At 32.4% G+C, this 16,956-nt stretch carries 10 protein-coding genes; all 10 read right to left on the reverse strand.

All coding sequences use genetic code 11. The features are described from left to right. Positions 1 to 3 precede the first annotated feature (3 nt). Entirely contained in the window at positions 4 to 1,209 is a 1,206-nt protein-coding gene (locus MC378_RS00320; protein ID WP_215968334.1) for an efflux RND transporter periplasmic adaptor subunit, read from the reverse strand. 7 nt (positions 1,210 to 1,216) lie between these two features. Further along, positions 1,217 to 5,548: a CusA/CzcA family heavy metal efflux RND transporter gene (locus MC378_RS00325; protein ID WP_242176715.1), complete on the reverse strand. Its 4,332-nt coding sequence runs from the start codon at positions 5,546 to 5,548 to the stop codon at positions 1,217 to 1,219. A 137-nt stretch (positions 5,549 to 5,685) separates the two neighbouring features. After that, positions 5,686 to 5,997, reverse strand: coding sequence for a DUF6660 family protein (locus MC378_RS00330; RefSeq protein ID WP_068704622.1), 312 nt, complete (start codon positions 5,995 to 5,997; stop codon positions 5,686 to 5,688). A gap of 151 nt (positions 5,998 to 6,148) precedes the next feature. Further along, complete coding sequence (locus MC378_RS00335; protein WP_215968332.1) at positions 6,149 to 6,547, reverse strand: heavy-metal-associated domain-containing protein; 399 nt, start codon at positions 6,545 to 6,547, stop codon at positions 6,149 to 6,151. A gap of 35 nt (positions 6,548 to 6,582) precedes the next feature. Further along, a complete protein-coding gene (locus MC378_RS00340) occupies positions 6,583 to 8,352 on the reverse strand; it encodes an efflux RND transporter periplasmic adaptor subunit (protein WP_215968331.1) in 1,770 nt (589 codons plus the stop codon). A gap of 4 nt (positions 8,353 to 8,356) precedes the next feature. Next, a complete protein-coding gene (locus MC378_RS00345) occupies positions 8,357 to 10,849 on the reverse strand; it encodes a heavy metal translocating P-type ATPase (RefSeq protein ID WP_242176717.1) in 2,493 nt (830 codons plus the stop codon). A gap of 73 nt (positions 10,850 to 10,922) precedes the next feature. Then, a complete protein-coding gene (locus MC378_RS00350) occupies positions 10,923 to 11,378 on the reverse strand; it encodes a heme-binding domain-containing protein (RefSeq protein WP_068704614.1) in 456 nt (151 codons plus the stop codon). Continuing rightward, on the reverse strand, positions 11,379 to 11,972 hold the full coding sequence (locus MC378_RS00355; protein WP_242176719.1) for a DUF3347 domain-containing protein: 594 nt from the start codon (positions 11,970 to 11,972) through the stop codon (positions 11,379 to 11,381). 27 nt (positions 11,973 to 11,999) lie between these two features. Beyond that, positions 12,000 to 13,223: a TolC family protein gene (locus MC378_RS00360; RefSeq protein ID WP_068704610.1), complete on the reverse strand. Its 1,224-nt coding sequence runs from the start codon at positions 13,221 to 13,223 to the stop codon at positions 12,000 to 12,002. Next, on the reverse strand, positions 13,220 to 16,927 hold the full coding sequence (locus MC378_RS00365; RefSeq protein ID WP_068704609.1) for an efflux RND transporter permease subunit: 3,708 nt from the start codon (positions 16,925 to 16,927) through the stop codon (positions 13,220 to 13,222). The genes MC378_RS00360 and MC378_RS00365 overlap by 4 nt, the downstream gene beginning before the upstream one ends. Positions 16,928 to 16,956: the final 29 nt, after the last annotated feature.

Consider the following 16,956-nt stretch of genomic DNA (forward strand, 5'->3'; position numbering starts at 1 on the left):
AATTTAATGTTCGTGTTCTGCTTCACCTTTTTTCATTTCTGCAATAAGGTAGTAGGCATTATTATAAGCGAATTTTGTACTCGTTTCGATTTCTTTAGTAAACTCTACAGCTATCCAATTACCATCTTTAGCTCCTAAAATGACTTCGACTGGTTTGAAACTCCAATCTTCATTTTCCTTTTCTACAGAAAACACAAAATAGGTATCGCCTTCTTTTATAATGGCACTTTCTGGTAATGCTCTTGTTTTTGTATTTTCAACTTGAATTTTACCTTGGATATACATTCCTGGAATTAAATTACCTTTTTTATTTTCAATTTCTGCGTGAACGTGTACTGCTTTAGGGTTATCTTCGAATGTTTTGCTTACCGAATAGATTTCTGCAATTAATTCTTCATTTTGAGTAGATTGAACATTAAAGGTTACTTTTTGACCTTTTTTTACTTTATAAACATCTTTTTCGAAGACCATTAAATCTGCGTGGACGTGATGTGTATTTACTATTTCAAAGAGTTCTGATTGAGGTTCAACATACTGACCAGTTTTTACTTCTACCTTTTGAACAAACCCTTCAATTGGGCTACGCAATGCTACTTGTTGAGCTATTGTGCCATTACGAACCGATGTTGTACTGATATTTAGTAATTGTAGTTGAGCTGCCATTCCATTAACCATAGCCTTTGACGCTTCGTATTCTGCTTCTGCTTTTTGAAAATTTGCACCAGAGCCTACGCCAGCATTATATAATTTTTGTTGACGTTCATAATTTTTCTTTAAAAAATTGCTATTGCTATACGCATTGAGATAATTGGTTTGCATTTGAATGATATTAGGATGTGATAAATAAGCAACAACCTGACCTTTGTTTACTTTATCTCCTTCAATTACTTTAATGGAAACTACATTAGCTCCAATTACGGAAGTTATTGCTGCTTCATTTTGTGGTGGTACTTCTAACGTTCCATTGGCTTCAACATAACCACTCATATTTCGCAACGCAATGGTGTCAATTTTCATTTTTAAGGCTTCAAATTGTTGTGCTGATAGCATCACTTCTTCGTTTTCGCTATGCCCTTCATTAGTTTCAATTTTGGTTTCTTTATTATGAGAATGCCCATCTTCTTCGTTGTGTTTTTCTTTATTGCCACAGGCAGTTATTAAAAAGGTCAACATTACTATTATTAGGATATTATATGATCTGTTTTTCATAGTGTTATTATTTAAAATATTGTAATTCAAAAATGCTTTGTAAATAGTTTACCAATGCTGTTTGAGCTTCTAACTCTGATTGAATGGCTTGATTTATAAGTTGCGTAAAGGCAGAATAATCAATTTCGCCTTCTTTATAAGCAAATAAAGCGCCAGTTTTCTGTTCTTTAATAAGTGGTAATACTTCATCTTTATAAAATAGCCAAGACGTTTTCCATTTTTGGTAATTTTCTTTTGCTTGATTAAATTTAGATTGCACTTCCTTTTGTTTAAATAACATATTTACTTCTGCAATTTCTTTATTGAATTTTGCAGTTCTAATTTGTTTTCTTGTTGTACCAGAAAGAAATGGTATAGAAATACCGGCTTGATAAGTATAATAGCCTGAACTACCGTTTACTTTTTGTAAACCACCTTGAAGGTTAAACTTTGGTAAATTCTCGGCTTTAGCAGCTTTGTAATTTGCTTCTGCTTCTGCTATTTTAAGTTGAGAAACACCATACAAAGGATGAGCTTCTGCACTAAAGGCTGTTAAATCTATGTTGTTAAGGGTTTTAAACTCGTTTGGAACTGTATAGATTTTTTCAGAAACTAACCATAAATTTAATTGCTGTAAAGCAATGAGGTATTCGCTATAAGCTTGCTTTGTTTTATTTTTAATTTGTAAAGCTTGATTTTTAGCTGCTGAATATTCTAATTTTGATATAGCTTCTACTTCATAATTTAACTCAACAGCTTTTTTAAAATTGGTGTAAATAGCATTCAATTCTTTATACAGATTATAATTCCGTTTACTTTTAAAGGCATTAGACCAGGCTTTTTTCACCTCTAATTCTAACTCCAATTCTGAAAGTTGATACGCCTTTTGCGCTAATTGAATACGTTGTTCTAATAATTTTTGCTTTGGTGCAATACCAAACACATCTATATTTGATTGGCCAACACCAATAGTTGTGTAAATACCTGAACCATCTTTAATTTCCTCACCACCTGTAAAAATTTGAGTTGAGCCAAAATCGAAAGCAGTCCCTTTTAATTGTTGCTGTTTATCAATTTCTAACTGTCTTTGTTTTAAACTAGGATAGTTCTCTTTTGACATTTTTATAGCTTCTTGTAATGAAACAATAGGCAAAGAGTCGCTAACTTGTTGTGCATTTCCTGTTATTGGAAACAAAAACATAAAAACTATAATAGCTGTTGCAGTTGCAAATTTTTTGTTTGCTTTAAATTTAAAAGACTTGTTCTCTACCCAATGGTATAAAATAGGAAGCACAAACAAGGTTAATAATGTAGAAGTTAACAGACCACCAATAACTACCGTTGCTAAAGGACGTTGTACTTCTGCACCTGCCGATGCAGAGATAGCCATTGGCAAAAAGCCTAATACATCAGTAAAAGCTGTAAGCATAATAGGTCTTATTCTTCGTTTTGTACCTTCAATAATTCTATCTTTTAAATTGGTAACGCCTTCTTCTTTTAATTCATTTAAACCACTAATCATTACTAAACCATTTAAAACTGCAACACCAAAAAGGACAATAAAACCTACACCTGCCGAAATACTAAAAGGCATATCACGAAGCCATAAGGCTATAACACCACCAATGGTTGCCATTGGAATAGCGATGTAAATCATTAAAGTTTGTGGTAGTGATTTTAGCGCAAAATATATTAACACAAAAATAAGTAGTAATGCTATTGGTACTACAGTTTGCAAGCGATTACTGGCACGTTCTAAATTTTCGAAAGCACCACCATATCTAATAAAATAACCTGAAGGCAATTGAAGATTTGCATCTAATTTTGATTTGATTTCTGCTACTAACGATTTTACATCACGACCTCTTACATTAATACCTACATAAGTTCTTCTGTTAGTATTGTCTCTACTTATTTGCATAGGGCCAGCTTTGTAGCTTACGTCTGCAACTTCACGAAGTGGAATTTGTGCACCAGAAGGCAAGTTGACAAACAAGTTTTGAACATCAGTTATGTCTTTACGATTATGAGAACTTAACCTAACCACTAAATCAAATCGTTTTTCACCTTCAAAAATAACACCTGCTGTACCTCCTGCAAAGGCAGATTGTACAATTTGATTTAAAGTATTTACTTGAAGTCCGTATTGTGCTAATTTACTTCGGTTATAGGTGATTGTCATTTGTGGTAAACCTGTGGTAGCTTCCGCTTTCATATCACCAATACCTTCTGTACCTGCAATTATTTTAGATATTTCTTCTGCTTTTTGAGACAGTACATTTATATCTTCTCCATAAAGTTTTATAGCTATGTCTTCTCTAACACCTTCGAGTAGTTCGTTAAAACGCATTTCAATAGGTTGAGTAAATTCATAGTTAACACCAGGAATTATTTCAACCGCTTCTTTCATTTCTTCAATTAAATCATCTTTAGATTTAGCTGTTATCCATTCGCTTTTTGGTTTCAGAATCACAATAACATCTGCTAAATCCATAGGCATTGGGTCGGTTGGTATTTCGGCAACACCAATACGACTCACTACTTTTTCGACTTCAGAAAAATTAGCTTTTACAATTTGCTCAATTTTTGTGGTTGTTTCAATGGTTTCAGAAAGTGAACTGCCTGGTTTTAAAATAGCGTGAAACGCGATATCACCTTCATCAAGTTGTGGAATAAATTCACCACCCATTCTAGAAAACATAAAAGCGGTAATTCCGAATAAAATAACTGCGATTCCAACTATTAGTTTTCCTCTTTTTAAGGCTTTTTCTAATAAAGGTTGGTATTTACTTTCTACCCAATGCACGAACTTATCGCCATAGGATTTTTTGTCTGATTTTGGTGCTCTTAAAATAAGTGCAGACATCATAGGAACATACGTCAAACAAAGTACCATTGCACCAATCATTGCAAAAATGAAAGTCAATGCCATTGGTTTGAACATTTTGCCTTCAATCCCTTCTAAAGCTAAAATAGGAAGGAACACAATTAAGATAATTAGTTGACCGAAAAATGCCGCATTCATCATTTTTTTTGAAGCATTTGCTGCAACATTATCACGTTCTTTAGAGGTTAGCTTCTTCTTTTTTAAGATTTGTGAAGCAATCAGGAAAACGGTACTTTCTACAATAATTACAGCGCCATCGACAATAATTCCGAAATCTATTGCCCCCAAGCTCATTAAATTTGCCCAAACGTCAAAGACATTCATTAGTATAAATGCGAATAATAAGGATAGTGGAATTGTTGAAGCTACTATTAAACCACCTCTCCAATTTCCTAATAAGAAAATAAGAACGAAAATAACTATTAAAGCACCTTCAATTAAATTGGTTGCAACGGTAGATGTTGTTTCACTTATTAGTTTGCTTCTATCTAATAAAGGTTCAATAATAACACCTTCTGGTAATGACTTTTCAATTTGCGCCATTCTTTGCTTGACATTCTCGATAACATCGTTTGAATTTGCACCTTTAAGCATCATTACCAAACCACCAACAACTTCGCCTTCGCCATCTTGTGTTAATGCACCATAACGAATAGCAGAACCGTATTGAACCGTGGCAATGTCGCCTACTGTAATTGGGATGCTATTTGTGTTTTTAACCGTAATCTTTTTAATGTCTTCTAAACTGCGTACTAAACCTTCACCACGAATAAAATTGGCTTGATGATTTTTTTCAATGTATGCACCACCAGTATTTTGATTATTGGCTTGAAGTGCATTGAAAATATCGGTAATTGTTAATCCAATGGCTTTTAGTTCGTTTGGGTCTACAGCAACTTCGTACTGTTTAATTTTGCCGCCAATTGCGTTAACCTCAACAACACCTTCTACCATTGCCATTTGACGTTGAACAATCCAATCTTGCATCGTTCGTAAATCTGTAATCGAATATTTGGCTTTATATTCTTGTTTTACTTTTAGCGTGTATTGATAAATTTCTCCTAATCCTGAAGAAATTGGTCCCATTGTAGGTTCGCCAAAACCACTTGGAATTTGTTCTTTGACCTCATTTAGTTTTTCCGCCACTAATTGACGAGGAAGGTAAGTACCCATGTCATCGTCAAAAACTATGGTAACTACTGATAAACCAAAACGGGAAACGGAACGAATTTCTTGAACATCTGGTAAGTTACTCATTGCAACTTCTACAGGATAAGTTACAAATTGCTCAATGTCTTCGGTACCTAAATTTGGTGCTTGGGTTATTACTTGTACTTGGTTGTTGGTAATGTCCGGAACAGCATCTATTGGTACTTTGGTCATACTCCAAATACCTGCTCCAATAATGGTAAGCGTTAGCAACCCAATAATGAATTTATTATTGATTGAAAAATCAATGATTTTATTAATCATATTAAAATGTATTAATTCAGTTAAAAAATATAAAAGTGTGTTCGTAATTCGATTTCGCTCAATATGAGCTTCTCGTAGCTATGCTACTCGAAGACGAAAACATTAAAAAAGGATATAGCTATCCTATGAAAACTGAATTATACCCGAGGTGGTTGTAAAATGGAAGTCGTAAAATCTTTTTCTATCCCATTGTGGTAGAAAAAATCTTGGGTAGAAATAAATGTTATTTCATATTTTATGTAAGAAAACTGAAAATATGTAGCGTTTATATGACAACATTGACATATACAAAAAGGTGAACATAAATCTGAATCTTGGTGCTGATGGTCATTATCCATAGCTTGTGAAATTTCAGTTTTAACATCATTATCAGACACATCAAAATCAGCACAAGGTGCTAGATTGAGTGCGAAAATATAAATTGATAATATGAATGCTAATAATTTCATTGTAGCAAATATATAAATTATTTAATGCAATGGTTGTGCAAATAATAGGCTTTACAATAATTAAAAGGTGTTTGGTTAGTTATATTTTATAGCAAAAGAAAAAACCTTAATTTTCCTTTTGCTATAAATTACATTAAAAAATCATACTTATTTATTGATTCATTTTCATTTCGTGGTCGTATTGACAACAACCTGGTAAATTTTTATAAGCTTCTTCGCTTCCTGCTACTTTTTCAGTATCATAACCAGAAGCTGCTATTGCTTTATGAATTGCCATTGCATTGGTTTTGGTATCATCAAAAGAGACATCGATTTTCTTTTTATCTACATTCCAATTTGCACTTGCAACACCTTCAACAGCATTTACTGCTTTTTCAATGGTTTTTTTACACATACCACAATTACCTCTTACACCAAAAGACAAATCCGTCATTGCCATATCCTTTGACATTTGTGTAGTGGTTGTTTTTGTTTCTTTTTTTGTTTCGTTTTTACAACTTGTAAAACCTAATACTGCAATTACGGCTACACTTAAAATTACTTTTTTCATTGTTTTAAAATTTAATTGTTATAGTTTGTATTTAATTATTCTATTACTTGTTTTACTTCTCCACAGGTTAGCATTGCTTCGCCAAAATATGGATTGATTACTTTTTCTTCTTTGCTTAACCAATAGGCACCTTTATTACTATCTGCCATTGGACAAAACTCTACATATACCTTTTCATTGATACCAAATAGTTGCACAGCTTTAATTAAATGCGAAGACAAATGTTTAAAATGATTTCTTTGCTCTTTTATATTTGCTGCTTTAGAAATAGCAATTGTTGAAGATTTAATTTCTTTTACTAATGACATCCAATGATTATGAGCTTCATCTTTAACTAATTTCATATCCACATTATTCAAATTATCAAGTAAACTATTTGCATTTTCTGATGCTTTACTTGAGTTATCTTTAACAAACGCATCCTTTAAATTAATATAGCTTTCAAATACTTTTTTTAATTGTTTCTGAAATGCTTTTGATACTTCCAACCGTTCATTCATATTGGTATGGTCTGTATTATTTTTTGATGAATTACTATCCATACCTAAATGCCCTTCGTGACCAGTCATTACTTTTCCACCATCTTTATTCATCATAGATTTTTTTCCTTGTAATTGTGCTGCTGCATCAACTGTAAAAGTTCCATTGGTTACAATTTCATCACCATTTTCTAAACCTTTTAATACTTTGTAATTACTACCTATTTGATTACCTAAAGTTATTTGACGCATTTCAAAAACTGGTTGGTCTGGATTGGTTTTTATATATACTACAGAGCGTTCACCTGTCCATAAAATGGCAGATGAAGGCACGAATAATGATTTTTCTTTATTAGAGGTTACCTCTTTAATTTTCCCTTCAATAAACATTCCTGGTTTAAATACTTCGTCTTTATTATTAAGCACTACTCTTAATTTAACAGTACGAGTTCTGTTATCTAAAATAGGATCAATAAAATCTACTTTACCTTTAAATTTTTTATTAGGATAAGTATTTGTTGTTACGTTTATTTCTTGCCCTTTTTTAAATAAGTCTATTTGGTTTTCGTACACATCAAAGTTTCCCCAAACTGAATTTAAGTTTGCAATTTTTAATAGAGGTTGCCCTTGTTTTATATAATCGCCTTGCTCTACTAATTTTTCTGTTACAGTACCAGAGATAGTTGCGTAGACAGGAAAATTTTCTTTTATTTTTCCTGTTTGTTCTATTTTATTGATTTGCTTTTCAGAAAGTTTCCATAATTTTAATTTATTACGAACTGCTTTATATAATGCCGGTTGTGATTCCTTTAATGAAGCTGCTGTAATTAATTCTTGTTGTGCTGCATATAATTCTGGTGAATAAATGGTTGCTAATAATTGCCCTTTGTTTACTTTTTCTCCAGTAAAACTGACATTTAAGCGTTCAATTCTTCCAGAGAAATAACTGACTTGCACAGCATTTGCTTTTTCATTGGCAACAATTTTACCTGATAGTTTAATACCGTTATCGTCTGCTTTACTACTACCTACAATTGATGTTTGAATGTTGGCCAACGCCATTGCATTTTTTGTTAATTTGAATTGGTCTGCTGCTAAACCATCTGCTCCAGCTTCGGCAGGAATTAAATCCATACCACAAATAGGGCAATCACCAGGTTCTGGTTGCATAATTTGTGGGTGCATTGAGCAAGTCCATTTTTGATTGGTTTCTGCTATTTCATCGTGATTATGTTCAGTTTCTTTGTTTGATGAACTACCGAATAACAACCAACCTAATAATAAGCCAACTGCTAATATTACTATGTAAACTATATATTTTTTCATTTTTCTATATTTTAATATTTCTTAATCTTAATGCGTTTGCAATTACTGATACTGAACTAAAACTCATTGCTAAAGCTGCAATCATTGGTGAGAGTAATAACCCGAATATTGGGTATAAAACACCTGCTGCAATGGGCACACCCAATACATTGTATATAAAAGCAAAAAAGAGATTCTGCTTTATGTTTTTAACAACAGCGTGACTTAATTTTTTAGCTTTTACAATACCTTGTAAATCTCCTTTTACTAACGTAATTGAAGCGCTTTCAATAGCTACATCTGTACCTGTACCCATTGCAATACCAACATCTGATTGTGCTAAAGCTGGCGCATCGTTAATACCATCACCTGCCATTGCTACAACACTTCCTTTTTGTTGAAGTTTATCAATTTCATTCAATTTATCTTCTGGAAGACATTCTGCTTTATAGTGTTTAAGGTTTAATTGTTCTGCTACCGATTTTGCAGTGTTTTTATTATCACCAGTGAGCATTATTACCTCAACACCATTATCTTGTAGTTGTTTAATAGCATTTTGACTTGTGGTTTTAATGGCATCGAAAATAGTTACATATCCAACAGCTTCATTATCTACTGCTATATACGATACTGTTTTACCTTGTTCTTGTTCTGCAACCACATTAGTTTCTAAATTTTTAGAAATAGTTATGGCAAACTGCTCTAATAACTTTGCATTACCTAAAGCAACTTTTTTGTTTTCAATAGTACCTATAACACCTTTTCCTGCTACAGCTTGAAAATCGTTTACTTTTGTAATTGCAGTATTTTTAGATTTACCATAGTTTACAATAGCTTCTGCTAAAGGATGTTCGCTATATTGATTTAAGGAAGCAATGAAATGAAGTAGTTTTTCTTCTTTTAAATTATTAATTGAGATTACTTTTTCAACTGATGGTTTTCCTTCAGTAATCGTACCTGTTTTATCTACAATAAGCGTATCTACCTTATTCATTTTTTCTAATGCTTCAGCATTTTTAATTAACACACCAGATTGCGCACCTCTACCAACACCAACCATAACAGACATTGGTGTTGCCAAACCTAATGCACAAGGACAAGCAATAATTAATACAGCAATTGCATTTACAAAGGCAAAAACATAAGCAGGTTCTGGACCAAAAATAGCCCAAACTATAAATGTTATTACTGCAACAACTAATACAATTGGAACAAAGTATTTAGATATTCTATCTGCTAATTTTTGAATAGGTGCTTTTGAACGACTTGCATTATTTACCATATGAATAATTTGAGAAAGTAAGGTTTCGGAACCTACCTTTTCAGCTTTCATAATAAATGACTTTGTACCGTTAATTGTGCCAGAACTTACTTTATCGTCTATGCTCTTATCTACAGGAATTGGTTCTCCAGTAATCATAGATTCATCAATGCTACTATGACCTTCTACAATACTACCATCTACTGGAATTTTTTCTCCAGGCTTAACTCGTAATAAATTGTCTTTTTCAATTTTATCGATTGCAATAACTTTATCTTCTCCATTAGTAACCAATGTTGCTGTTGAAGGCACTAATTTTAGTAATTCTTTTATTGCGCCACTTGTTTGACTATGTGCTCTTGCTTCTAATAATTGACCTAATAATACTAATGTTAAAATTACCGTTGTAGCTTCAAAATAAACAAATACATTACCATCGGCTGTTTTAAAATCTTGTGGAAATACATCTGGAAATACCATTGCAAATACACTAAATAACCACGCGATACCCGAACCAATACCAATTAAAGTAAACATATTCAGGTTCATTGTTTTTATTGATGTGTAAGCACGTTTAAAGAACATCCAAGTTGCATAAAACACTACAGGGATTGATAATGCAAACTGAATCCAGTTCCATTGTTTTTGTTCTAAAACATTATATAAAGGATTATTATCTAATGCTTCTGACATTGCTATTAAAAATATTGGCACAGTAAAAATTACAGCTATCCAAAACTTTTTCAACAATTTTTTATAGGTTTTGTCTTCTTCTGAAATATCCGCTTCTAATGGCACTAAATCCATCCCACAAACAGGACAAGAACCTGCTTCGTCTTTAATTATTTCTGGGTGCATTGGACACGTAAATTGGCTACTTGTTGTAGTTAAACTTCTTTCTTCCACCAAGTCCATTCCACAAACAGGACAATCACCTGCTTTATTATATGTTTTGTCTTCTTCGCAGTGCATAGGACAATAAAATGTACCTGTTCCTTTGCCTTTAGGTTGTTCCTGCTTTTTTTCTTTATTAGGTTGGTGTTTACCTTGTTTATGAATACTATATCGACCACCATCCTCTTTTAATGCTTTTTGAAATATTTCAATTGAAATATGTGATTGCATTTCAATAATAGCTTCTGATTTTTCTAAATTGACTTTTACGTTTGAAACATCATCAACTTTTGAAAGTGTTTCTTCTACGTGACTGCGACAACCGTTGCAAGTCATTCCGTGTATATGATATGTGTGTTTCATTATTTTATTTTTGTGCCTGACAAGGGAAGGGCTATTAACCAATTAATTAGTATTTCCTTCCCACATCAGGGCTTTATTTTAAATTGCCTTTTAGTTTCTTTATATAATCAATAACCAATGTCTTTTCAGATGTTGATAATTTTGCGTTTTTATGAATTAAGGTGTAAGATGAAAGTGGCATTTCATTGTTCTTAATCTGATTAATAATTGACTTTAATTTGCTATTCTTTCTTCTGGTTGAATACGTGTCCCAGTTATTAAAATTCAGCTCTTCTTTTCCATCGGCAATATGGTTTTCGAGAAACCAAGCAATGGGTTGAATTTTATTATACCAAGGATAGCTTGTATTATTACTGTGACAATCATAACAGGACGTTTGCAATAATGTATTGATATTTTTAGGTGTATTATTTACCAATAAAAAATCTGTTTTTGGTACGATATTACTTTGGTTTAGTTCTGTAGGCATAAACTGTATGCCTACAAAACACACCACTAAAACCAATGCTATGATTTTTACAATTTTCATTTAGTTAATCTCTTTTTGCACTTTACCACATTTCAGCATTTTACTACCGTAATAAGGATTTTTAATTTCCTTGTTCAAACTTAACCAAGCGCTGCCACCATCATACATTGGACAAAATTGTTGATATAAAGTATTTTTAGTACCGGTAATTGCAACCATATCCATAATATCCTTACTCAATGTTTTAAAATGTTCTCTTTGGTGATCTATTTCACTTCTACCAATATGTTCTGCGTGTTCTTTGGCATCTGTAATAATATCTTTAAGTTCTTTTTGCTGTTCAACAGTAAAACCATTTATTTCAAATTTGCTCAAACTATTGTTCAATTTATCGCCAGCTTTAGCAGCTTTGTTTTTGTCGGTTTCTACTAAAGCATCTTTAAGTATCATATAGTCTGCTAACACTTTTTGAACACCTGAATTTTGTGAATTATCATCCATCATATTATTGGATTTATCCATTTTGTTATGGTTCATTTCTGAATGAACTATGCTGTCTTGAGTATTCTCCTTTTTTGCATCTTTACAAGAAATTATTGTAAGATTTATTAAAGAGATTACTAAAATTGCTACTATTGTTTTTAAATATTTCATTTTTATTGTTTTAAATTATACTTGTTTTTAGTTGCTTAAATAATTGATGATTGTGGTTTGTAAATAATAAGTTTTAATCGATTCTATTTGATTCATTTGAAACTTTAATTGCAGTTCTTGAATGTCTAAAACATCATTAAAATCAATTGTTCCTGTTTCGTAACTTTTGATTAATATTTGCTCTGCATCATTAGCTTGCTTCAAATTTTTGGTTTGAGTTTTATAACTTATTCTTGCAGACACTCTTTCTTTTATTGCTTTATCTAAAAGCGTTTCCAAAGTATTTAAGCGTTCTTGTTTTTGTGCAGTAATTTCCTGCTGTTGTAACTCGTTTTGCTTTGTTTTCGATTTATATTTTTTATTAAATATTGGTATTGATAAAGACACCATTGGCATTACAATATCTTTTCCATTATCGCTAAAGTCCATATTTGGACGTTTCGCCACATTGATATAATCTAATCCAAAACCAATCATAGGACTGCTTTCTTTTTGGTTTAATAATTCTGATTGTTCAATGGATTTAAAGAGTTTATCATATTTTAATAATTCAGGATGCAATGCTAAATTTTCAAAAGTGATTTCAAAATCTTCAGAAGGCATATTTAATTTATCAACAACAACTATAGAAACCTCTTTTTCTCTATTTAAAAGTTTATTTAAGGTTGTTTGTTCTGCTAAAAATTGTTGTTGCAACACTTCTTTTAATTGTTGTAATTCATTTTGACGCATCTGTAATCGTAACACATCTACTGCTGAAGCTTTGCCAACTTCGACAGAAGTTAAAGCCATTGTTTCGTAAGTTTTTAAGAGTTCGATATTGTTAGTTAATACTTTTTGTTTTGCTTTATTAGTATATAACTTGTAATACGATTGTGATACCGAAACCATTAATTTACGTTTGGCAATTACAATATCTTCATATTTAGTTTCAGCTAAAGAACTTACATAATTTTCTCTTGCTGTTATTGAGCCAAACCAAGGCAACATTTGTTTTGCAGAAACTTTAAAGCGTTGGGCTCCAGTTCTTGTTTCTGGCTCACTTACAAAATAACCTACTCCAAATTCGGTATTTGGAATGGTATTAACTTCATTTACTTTTTCTGAAACTCTCTTGTGCTGTAACTCGAATTTTTGAATCTCTGGATTGTTTACCAAAGCTTCATCGATTAAAGTTTGTAATTCTTGTGCATTTCCTTTGAGAACAAAGAGAAAAGAAAAAAGAAAAAAGATTGTTTTTATATGTTTCATTTTGATGTTCTTTTTAGTTGAGCTTCTGCTTTCCAGCTGTATAAAACTGGTACTACAAATAAGGTGATTAAGGCAATTAGCATACCTCCAAAACTTGGTATTGCCATAGGAATCATAATATCACTACCACGACCTGTTGAGGTTAATACTGGTAATAATGCCAATATGGTTGTTGCAGTAGTCATTAAACACGGTCTAATACGTTTTTCTCCTGCTTCAACAACAGCTGCTCTGATTTGCTTTTTGTTTTTTGGTGTATTCCTTTCAAATATTTGAGTTAAGTACGTTGCCATAACTACACCATCATCGGTTGCAATTCCGAAAAGTGCAATAAAGCCTACCCAAACAGCAACACTCAAATTAATTGGATGCATCTGAAATAAATCACGCAGATTTTCGCCAAAAAAGTTGAAGTTTAAAAACCAATCTTGACCATATAACCAGATCATTAAAAAACCACCTGCAAAAGCAACTGCAATACCAGTAAATACCATTAATGATGTACCTACTGAACGGAATTGAAAATAGAGTATTAAGAAAATAATAGCCAATGCCAAAGGCACTACAACCGATAAAGTTTTTTCTGCTCTTATTTGATTTTCATAGCTTCCTGTAAATTGATAATTAACCCCTTTTGGTACTACCAATTCGCCTGAATCTATTTTTTGCTGAATTAAAGCTTGTGCATTTTCAACAACATTTACTTCTGCAAAGCCATCCATTTTATCGAATAATACATAGCCTACTAAAAAAGTATCCTCACTCTTAATAACTTGTGGCCCTTGTTCATATCTAATGGTTGCCAATTCGCTTAATGGTACTGGACTGCCTTTTTCAACTGGCACATAGATTTGCTTTAAATCGGTTGGATTAGCTCTTAATTCTCTTGGGTATCTAACACGTACTCCATAACGCTCCCTACCTTCAACAGTTTGGGTTAAAACCATACCACCAACAGCTACTTTTAGCACCTCTTGTACATCTTGTATAGATATACCATAACGTGCAATTTTTTCCCTATCAATATCAATAAGTAAATAAGGTTTTCCTACAATACGGTCTGCAAAAACAGCTTCGTCTTTTACACCATCAGCTTGTTTTAAAATTCCTTCTAACTGTACACCAAAGGCTTCAATTTGTTTTAAATCTTGACCTTTAACTTTTATTCCCATTGGTGCACGCATACCTGTTTGCAGCATTACCAATCGTGTTTCAATAGGTTGTAGTTTAGGTGCAGAAGTAACGCCTGGTAACTTGGTAACTTTTACAATGTCATTCCAAATATCGTTTGGTGATTTTATTTCTGGTCGCCAGTTTCGATAAAATTCGCCATTATTATCTTCTATTAATTGCGACCTTTCTACAGCGCTCAAAGTGACATTTTCTGTATTATTAGGATTAGCGATGAAACGTCCATCTTTTAATTCAAATAAACCATCATTATTTACTTTGTAACGTTGACGTTCTCCGTTTTTATTCAGCATATATTCTGATTTATACTGAATAATATTTTCATACATAGACAAAGGCGCTGGATCTAAAGCTGATTCTGTACGACCTGCTTTACCAACTACGGTTTTTATCTCTGGAATACTTGCTACAGCCATATCTAACTGTTGTAAAACACGTTTGTTTTCTTCGACTCCAGAATGTGGCATTGAAGTTGGCATTAATAAAAAAGAACCTTCATTTAAAGATGGCATAAATTCTTTGCCTGTATTTTTCATTATGAAAAAACCTGCTATTACAATAGCTGTTGGTATGGATAAGAATATTAGTTTATTGTTCAAACACCATTTTAAAATACGTGTATAATACCTTATGAATAATGAGAAAACACCTAATAAACCAAAGCAAATAATACTTACAAAAATGAGATTCCAAAAGATGCTTTTATCTACACCTAAAGGTCTCCAATATTCAGCTAATAAAAACACAATAGCAGATACAGATATGATAATATTAATAAGATTTGCTTGTTTTTCGCTTATCATTTTTTGAACACTTAATAGTGTTGTAACTCCAAAAGCTACCAAGATTAAACCTAACCAATAACCATAGACTGTGGCAATAATTCCTAATGCTATTAAAACCCCATTTAAAACATATTTGAAATTGGTTTTAATGTTTTTCTTTTTAAATAAAAATGCAGCAAAGGGTGGAATTAAAAACAACGCTACAATAATTGAAGCTGTTAAAGCAAATGTTTTAGTAAAGGCTAATGGTCTGAATAATTTTCCTTCAGCTCCAATCATTGTAAATACAGGAATAAAACTTATAATGGTTGTCATAACTGCTGTTACAATTGCTCCAGATACTTCTGCTGTTGCGTTGTAAACCACATTATTTATAGGCAGTTTATCTTTGTTTTCATCTAAATGCCTAATGATGTTTTCTGAAAGTATTACACCTACATCTACCATTGTACCAATAGCAATAGCGATACCTGATAAAGCCACAATATTAGCATCTACACCAAAGAGTTTCATTGCTATAAAAACCATTAATACAGCAACTGGTAGTAAGCCAGAAATCAATACAGAAGCTCGAAGATTAAATACCATAATGATTATAACTAAAATAGTAATTAGTATTTCTAATGTTAGGGCTTCATTAAGTGTCCCTAAAGTTTCCTGAATGAGTTCTGTTCTGTCATAAAAAGGAACAATAGTTACTTGTGAAGTTCTGCCATCGGCTAATACTTTTGAAGGTAGTCCTGCGCTTAATTCGTTAATTTTTTCTTTAACATTATTGATAACTTCCATTGGATTCGCACCATATCGCGCTACTACGACAGCACCAACAACTTCTGCACCTTCCTTGTCCAGTAATCCTCTTCGAGTTGCAGGACCTAAAGACACTTTTCCTATGTCTTTAATTTTAATCGCTGTGTAATCTTCGGAAGTAACTACTGCATTTTCTATGTCGGAAATAGATTTTACATAACCTAAACCTCTAACTAAATATTCGGCTTGATTAATTTCTAAAGTTTGTGCACCAATATCTTTATTACTTTCTTTTACTGCTTTTACAATATGATGTAAACCAATATTGTATTGACGCATTAATTCCGGATTAACATCTACTTGGTATTCTTGTACATAACCACCAATTGATGCCACTTCTGATACGCCACTTGCAGACGATAGTGCATATTTAACATAGTAGTCTTGAATACTTCGTAATTCTTGTAAATCCCAACCACCTGTTACATTTCCGTTTTCATCACGACCTTCTAATGTGTACCAAAAAATTTGCCCTAATCCTGTGGCATCTGGACCCAAAGCAGGATTAACACCTTCGGGTAATAATCCGCTTGGTAACGAGTTGAGTTTTTCTAATATTCTACTACGACTCCAGTAAAACTCAATATCTTCTTCAAAAATGATATAGATACTTGAAAAGCCAAACATAGACGAACTACGAATGGTTTTTACTCCTGGAATACCGAGTAAAGATGTTGTTAATGGATAGGTTATTTGGTCTTCTATATCTTGTGGTGAACGACCATCCCATTTAGTAAATACTATTTGTTGGTTCTCTCCAATATCGGGAATAGCGTCTACAGCTACAGGGTTACTTGGTAAAAATCCTGTTTCCCAATTAAATGGTGCATTTACCGTTCCCCAGCCTATAAAGAGAACAAGTAATAATACTGCTACGAGTTTATTTTCTATTAAAAATTTGATGCTTTTATTTAGCATTGTCTTTGATTATTAAACAGTTAGACATA

It is taken from the genome of Polaribacter marinus (genome assembly GCF_022662535.1).
Classification (GTDB): Bacteria; Bacteroidota; Bacteroidia; order Flavobacteriales; family Flavobacteriaceae; genus Polaribacter; species Polaribacter marinus.

What these genes read in the sequence shown, in the direction of transcription:
- MC378_RS00320 (WP_215968334.1), bottom strand. Translation starts at nt 1,209, where the DNA reads ATGAAAAACAGATCATATAATATCCTAATAATAGTAATGTTGACCTTT.
- MC378_RS00325 (WP_242176715.1), bottom strand. Translation starts at nt 5,548, where the DNA reads ATGATTAATAAAATCATTGATTTTTCAATCAATAATAAATTCATTATT.
- MC378_RS00330 (WP_068704622.1), bottom strand. Translation starts at nt 5,997, where the DNA reads ATGAAATTATTAGCATTCATATTATCAATTTATATTTTCGCACTCAAT.
- MC378_RS00335 (WP_215968332.1), bottom strand. Translation starts at nt 6,547, where the DNA reads ATGAAAAAAGTAATTTTAAGTGTAGCCGTAATTGCAGTATTAGGTTTT.
- MC378_RS00340 (WP_215968331.1), bottom strand. Translation starts at nt 8,352, where the DNA reads ATGAAAAAATATATAGTTTACATAGTAATATTAGCAGTTGGCTTATTA.
- MC378_RS00345 (WP_242176717.1), bottom strand. Translation starts at nt 10,849, where the DNA reads ATGAAACACACATATCATATACACGGAATGACTTGCAACGGTTGTCGC.
- MC378_RS00350 (WP_068704614.1), bottom strand. Translation starts at nt 11,378, where the DNA reads ATGAAAATTGTAAAAATCATAGCATTGGTTTTAGTGGTGTGTTTTGTA.
- MC378_RS00355 (WP_242176719.1), bottom strand. Translation starts at nt 11,972, where the DNA reads ATGAAATATTTAAAAACAATAGTAGCAATTTTAGTAATCTCTTTAATA.
- MC378_RS00360 (WP_068704610.1), bottom strand. Translation starts at nt 13,223, where the DNA reads ATGAAACATATAAAAACAATCTTTTTTCTTTTTTCTTTTCTCTTTGTT.
- MC378_RS00365 (WP_068704609.1), bottom strand. Translation starts at nt 16,927, where the DNA reads ATGCTAAATAAAAGCATCAAATTTTTAATAGAAAATAAACTCGTAGCA.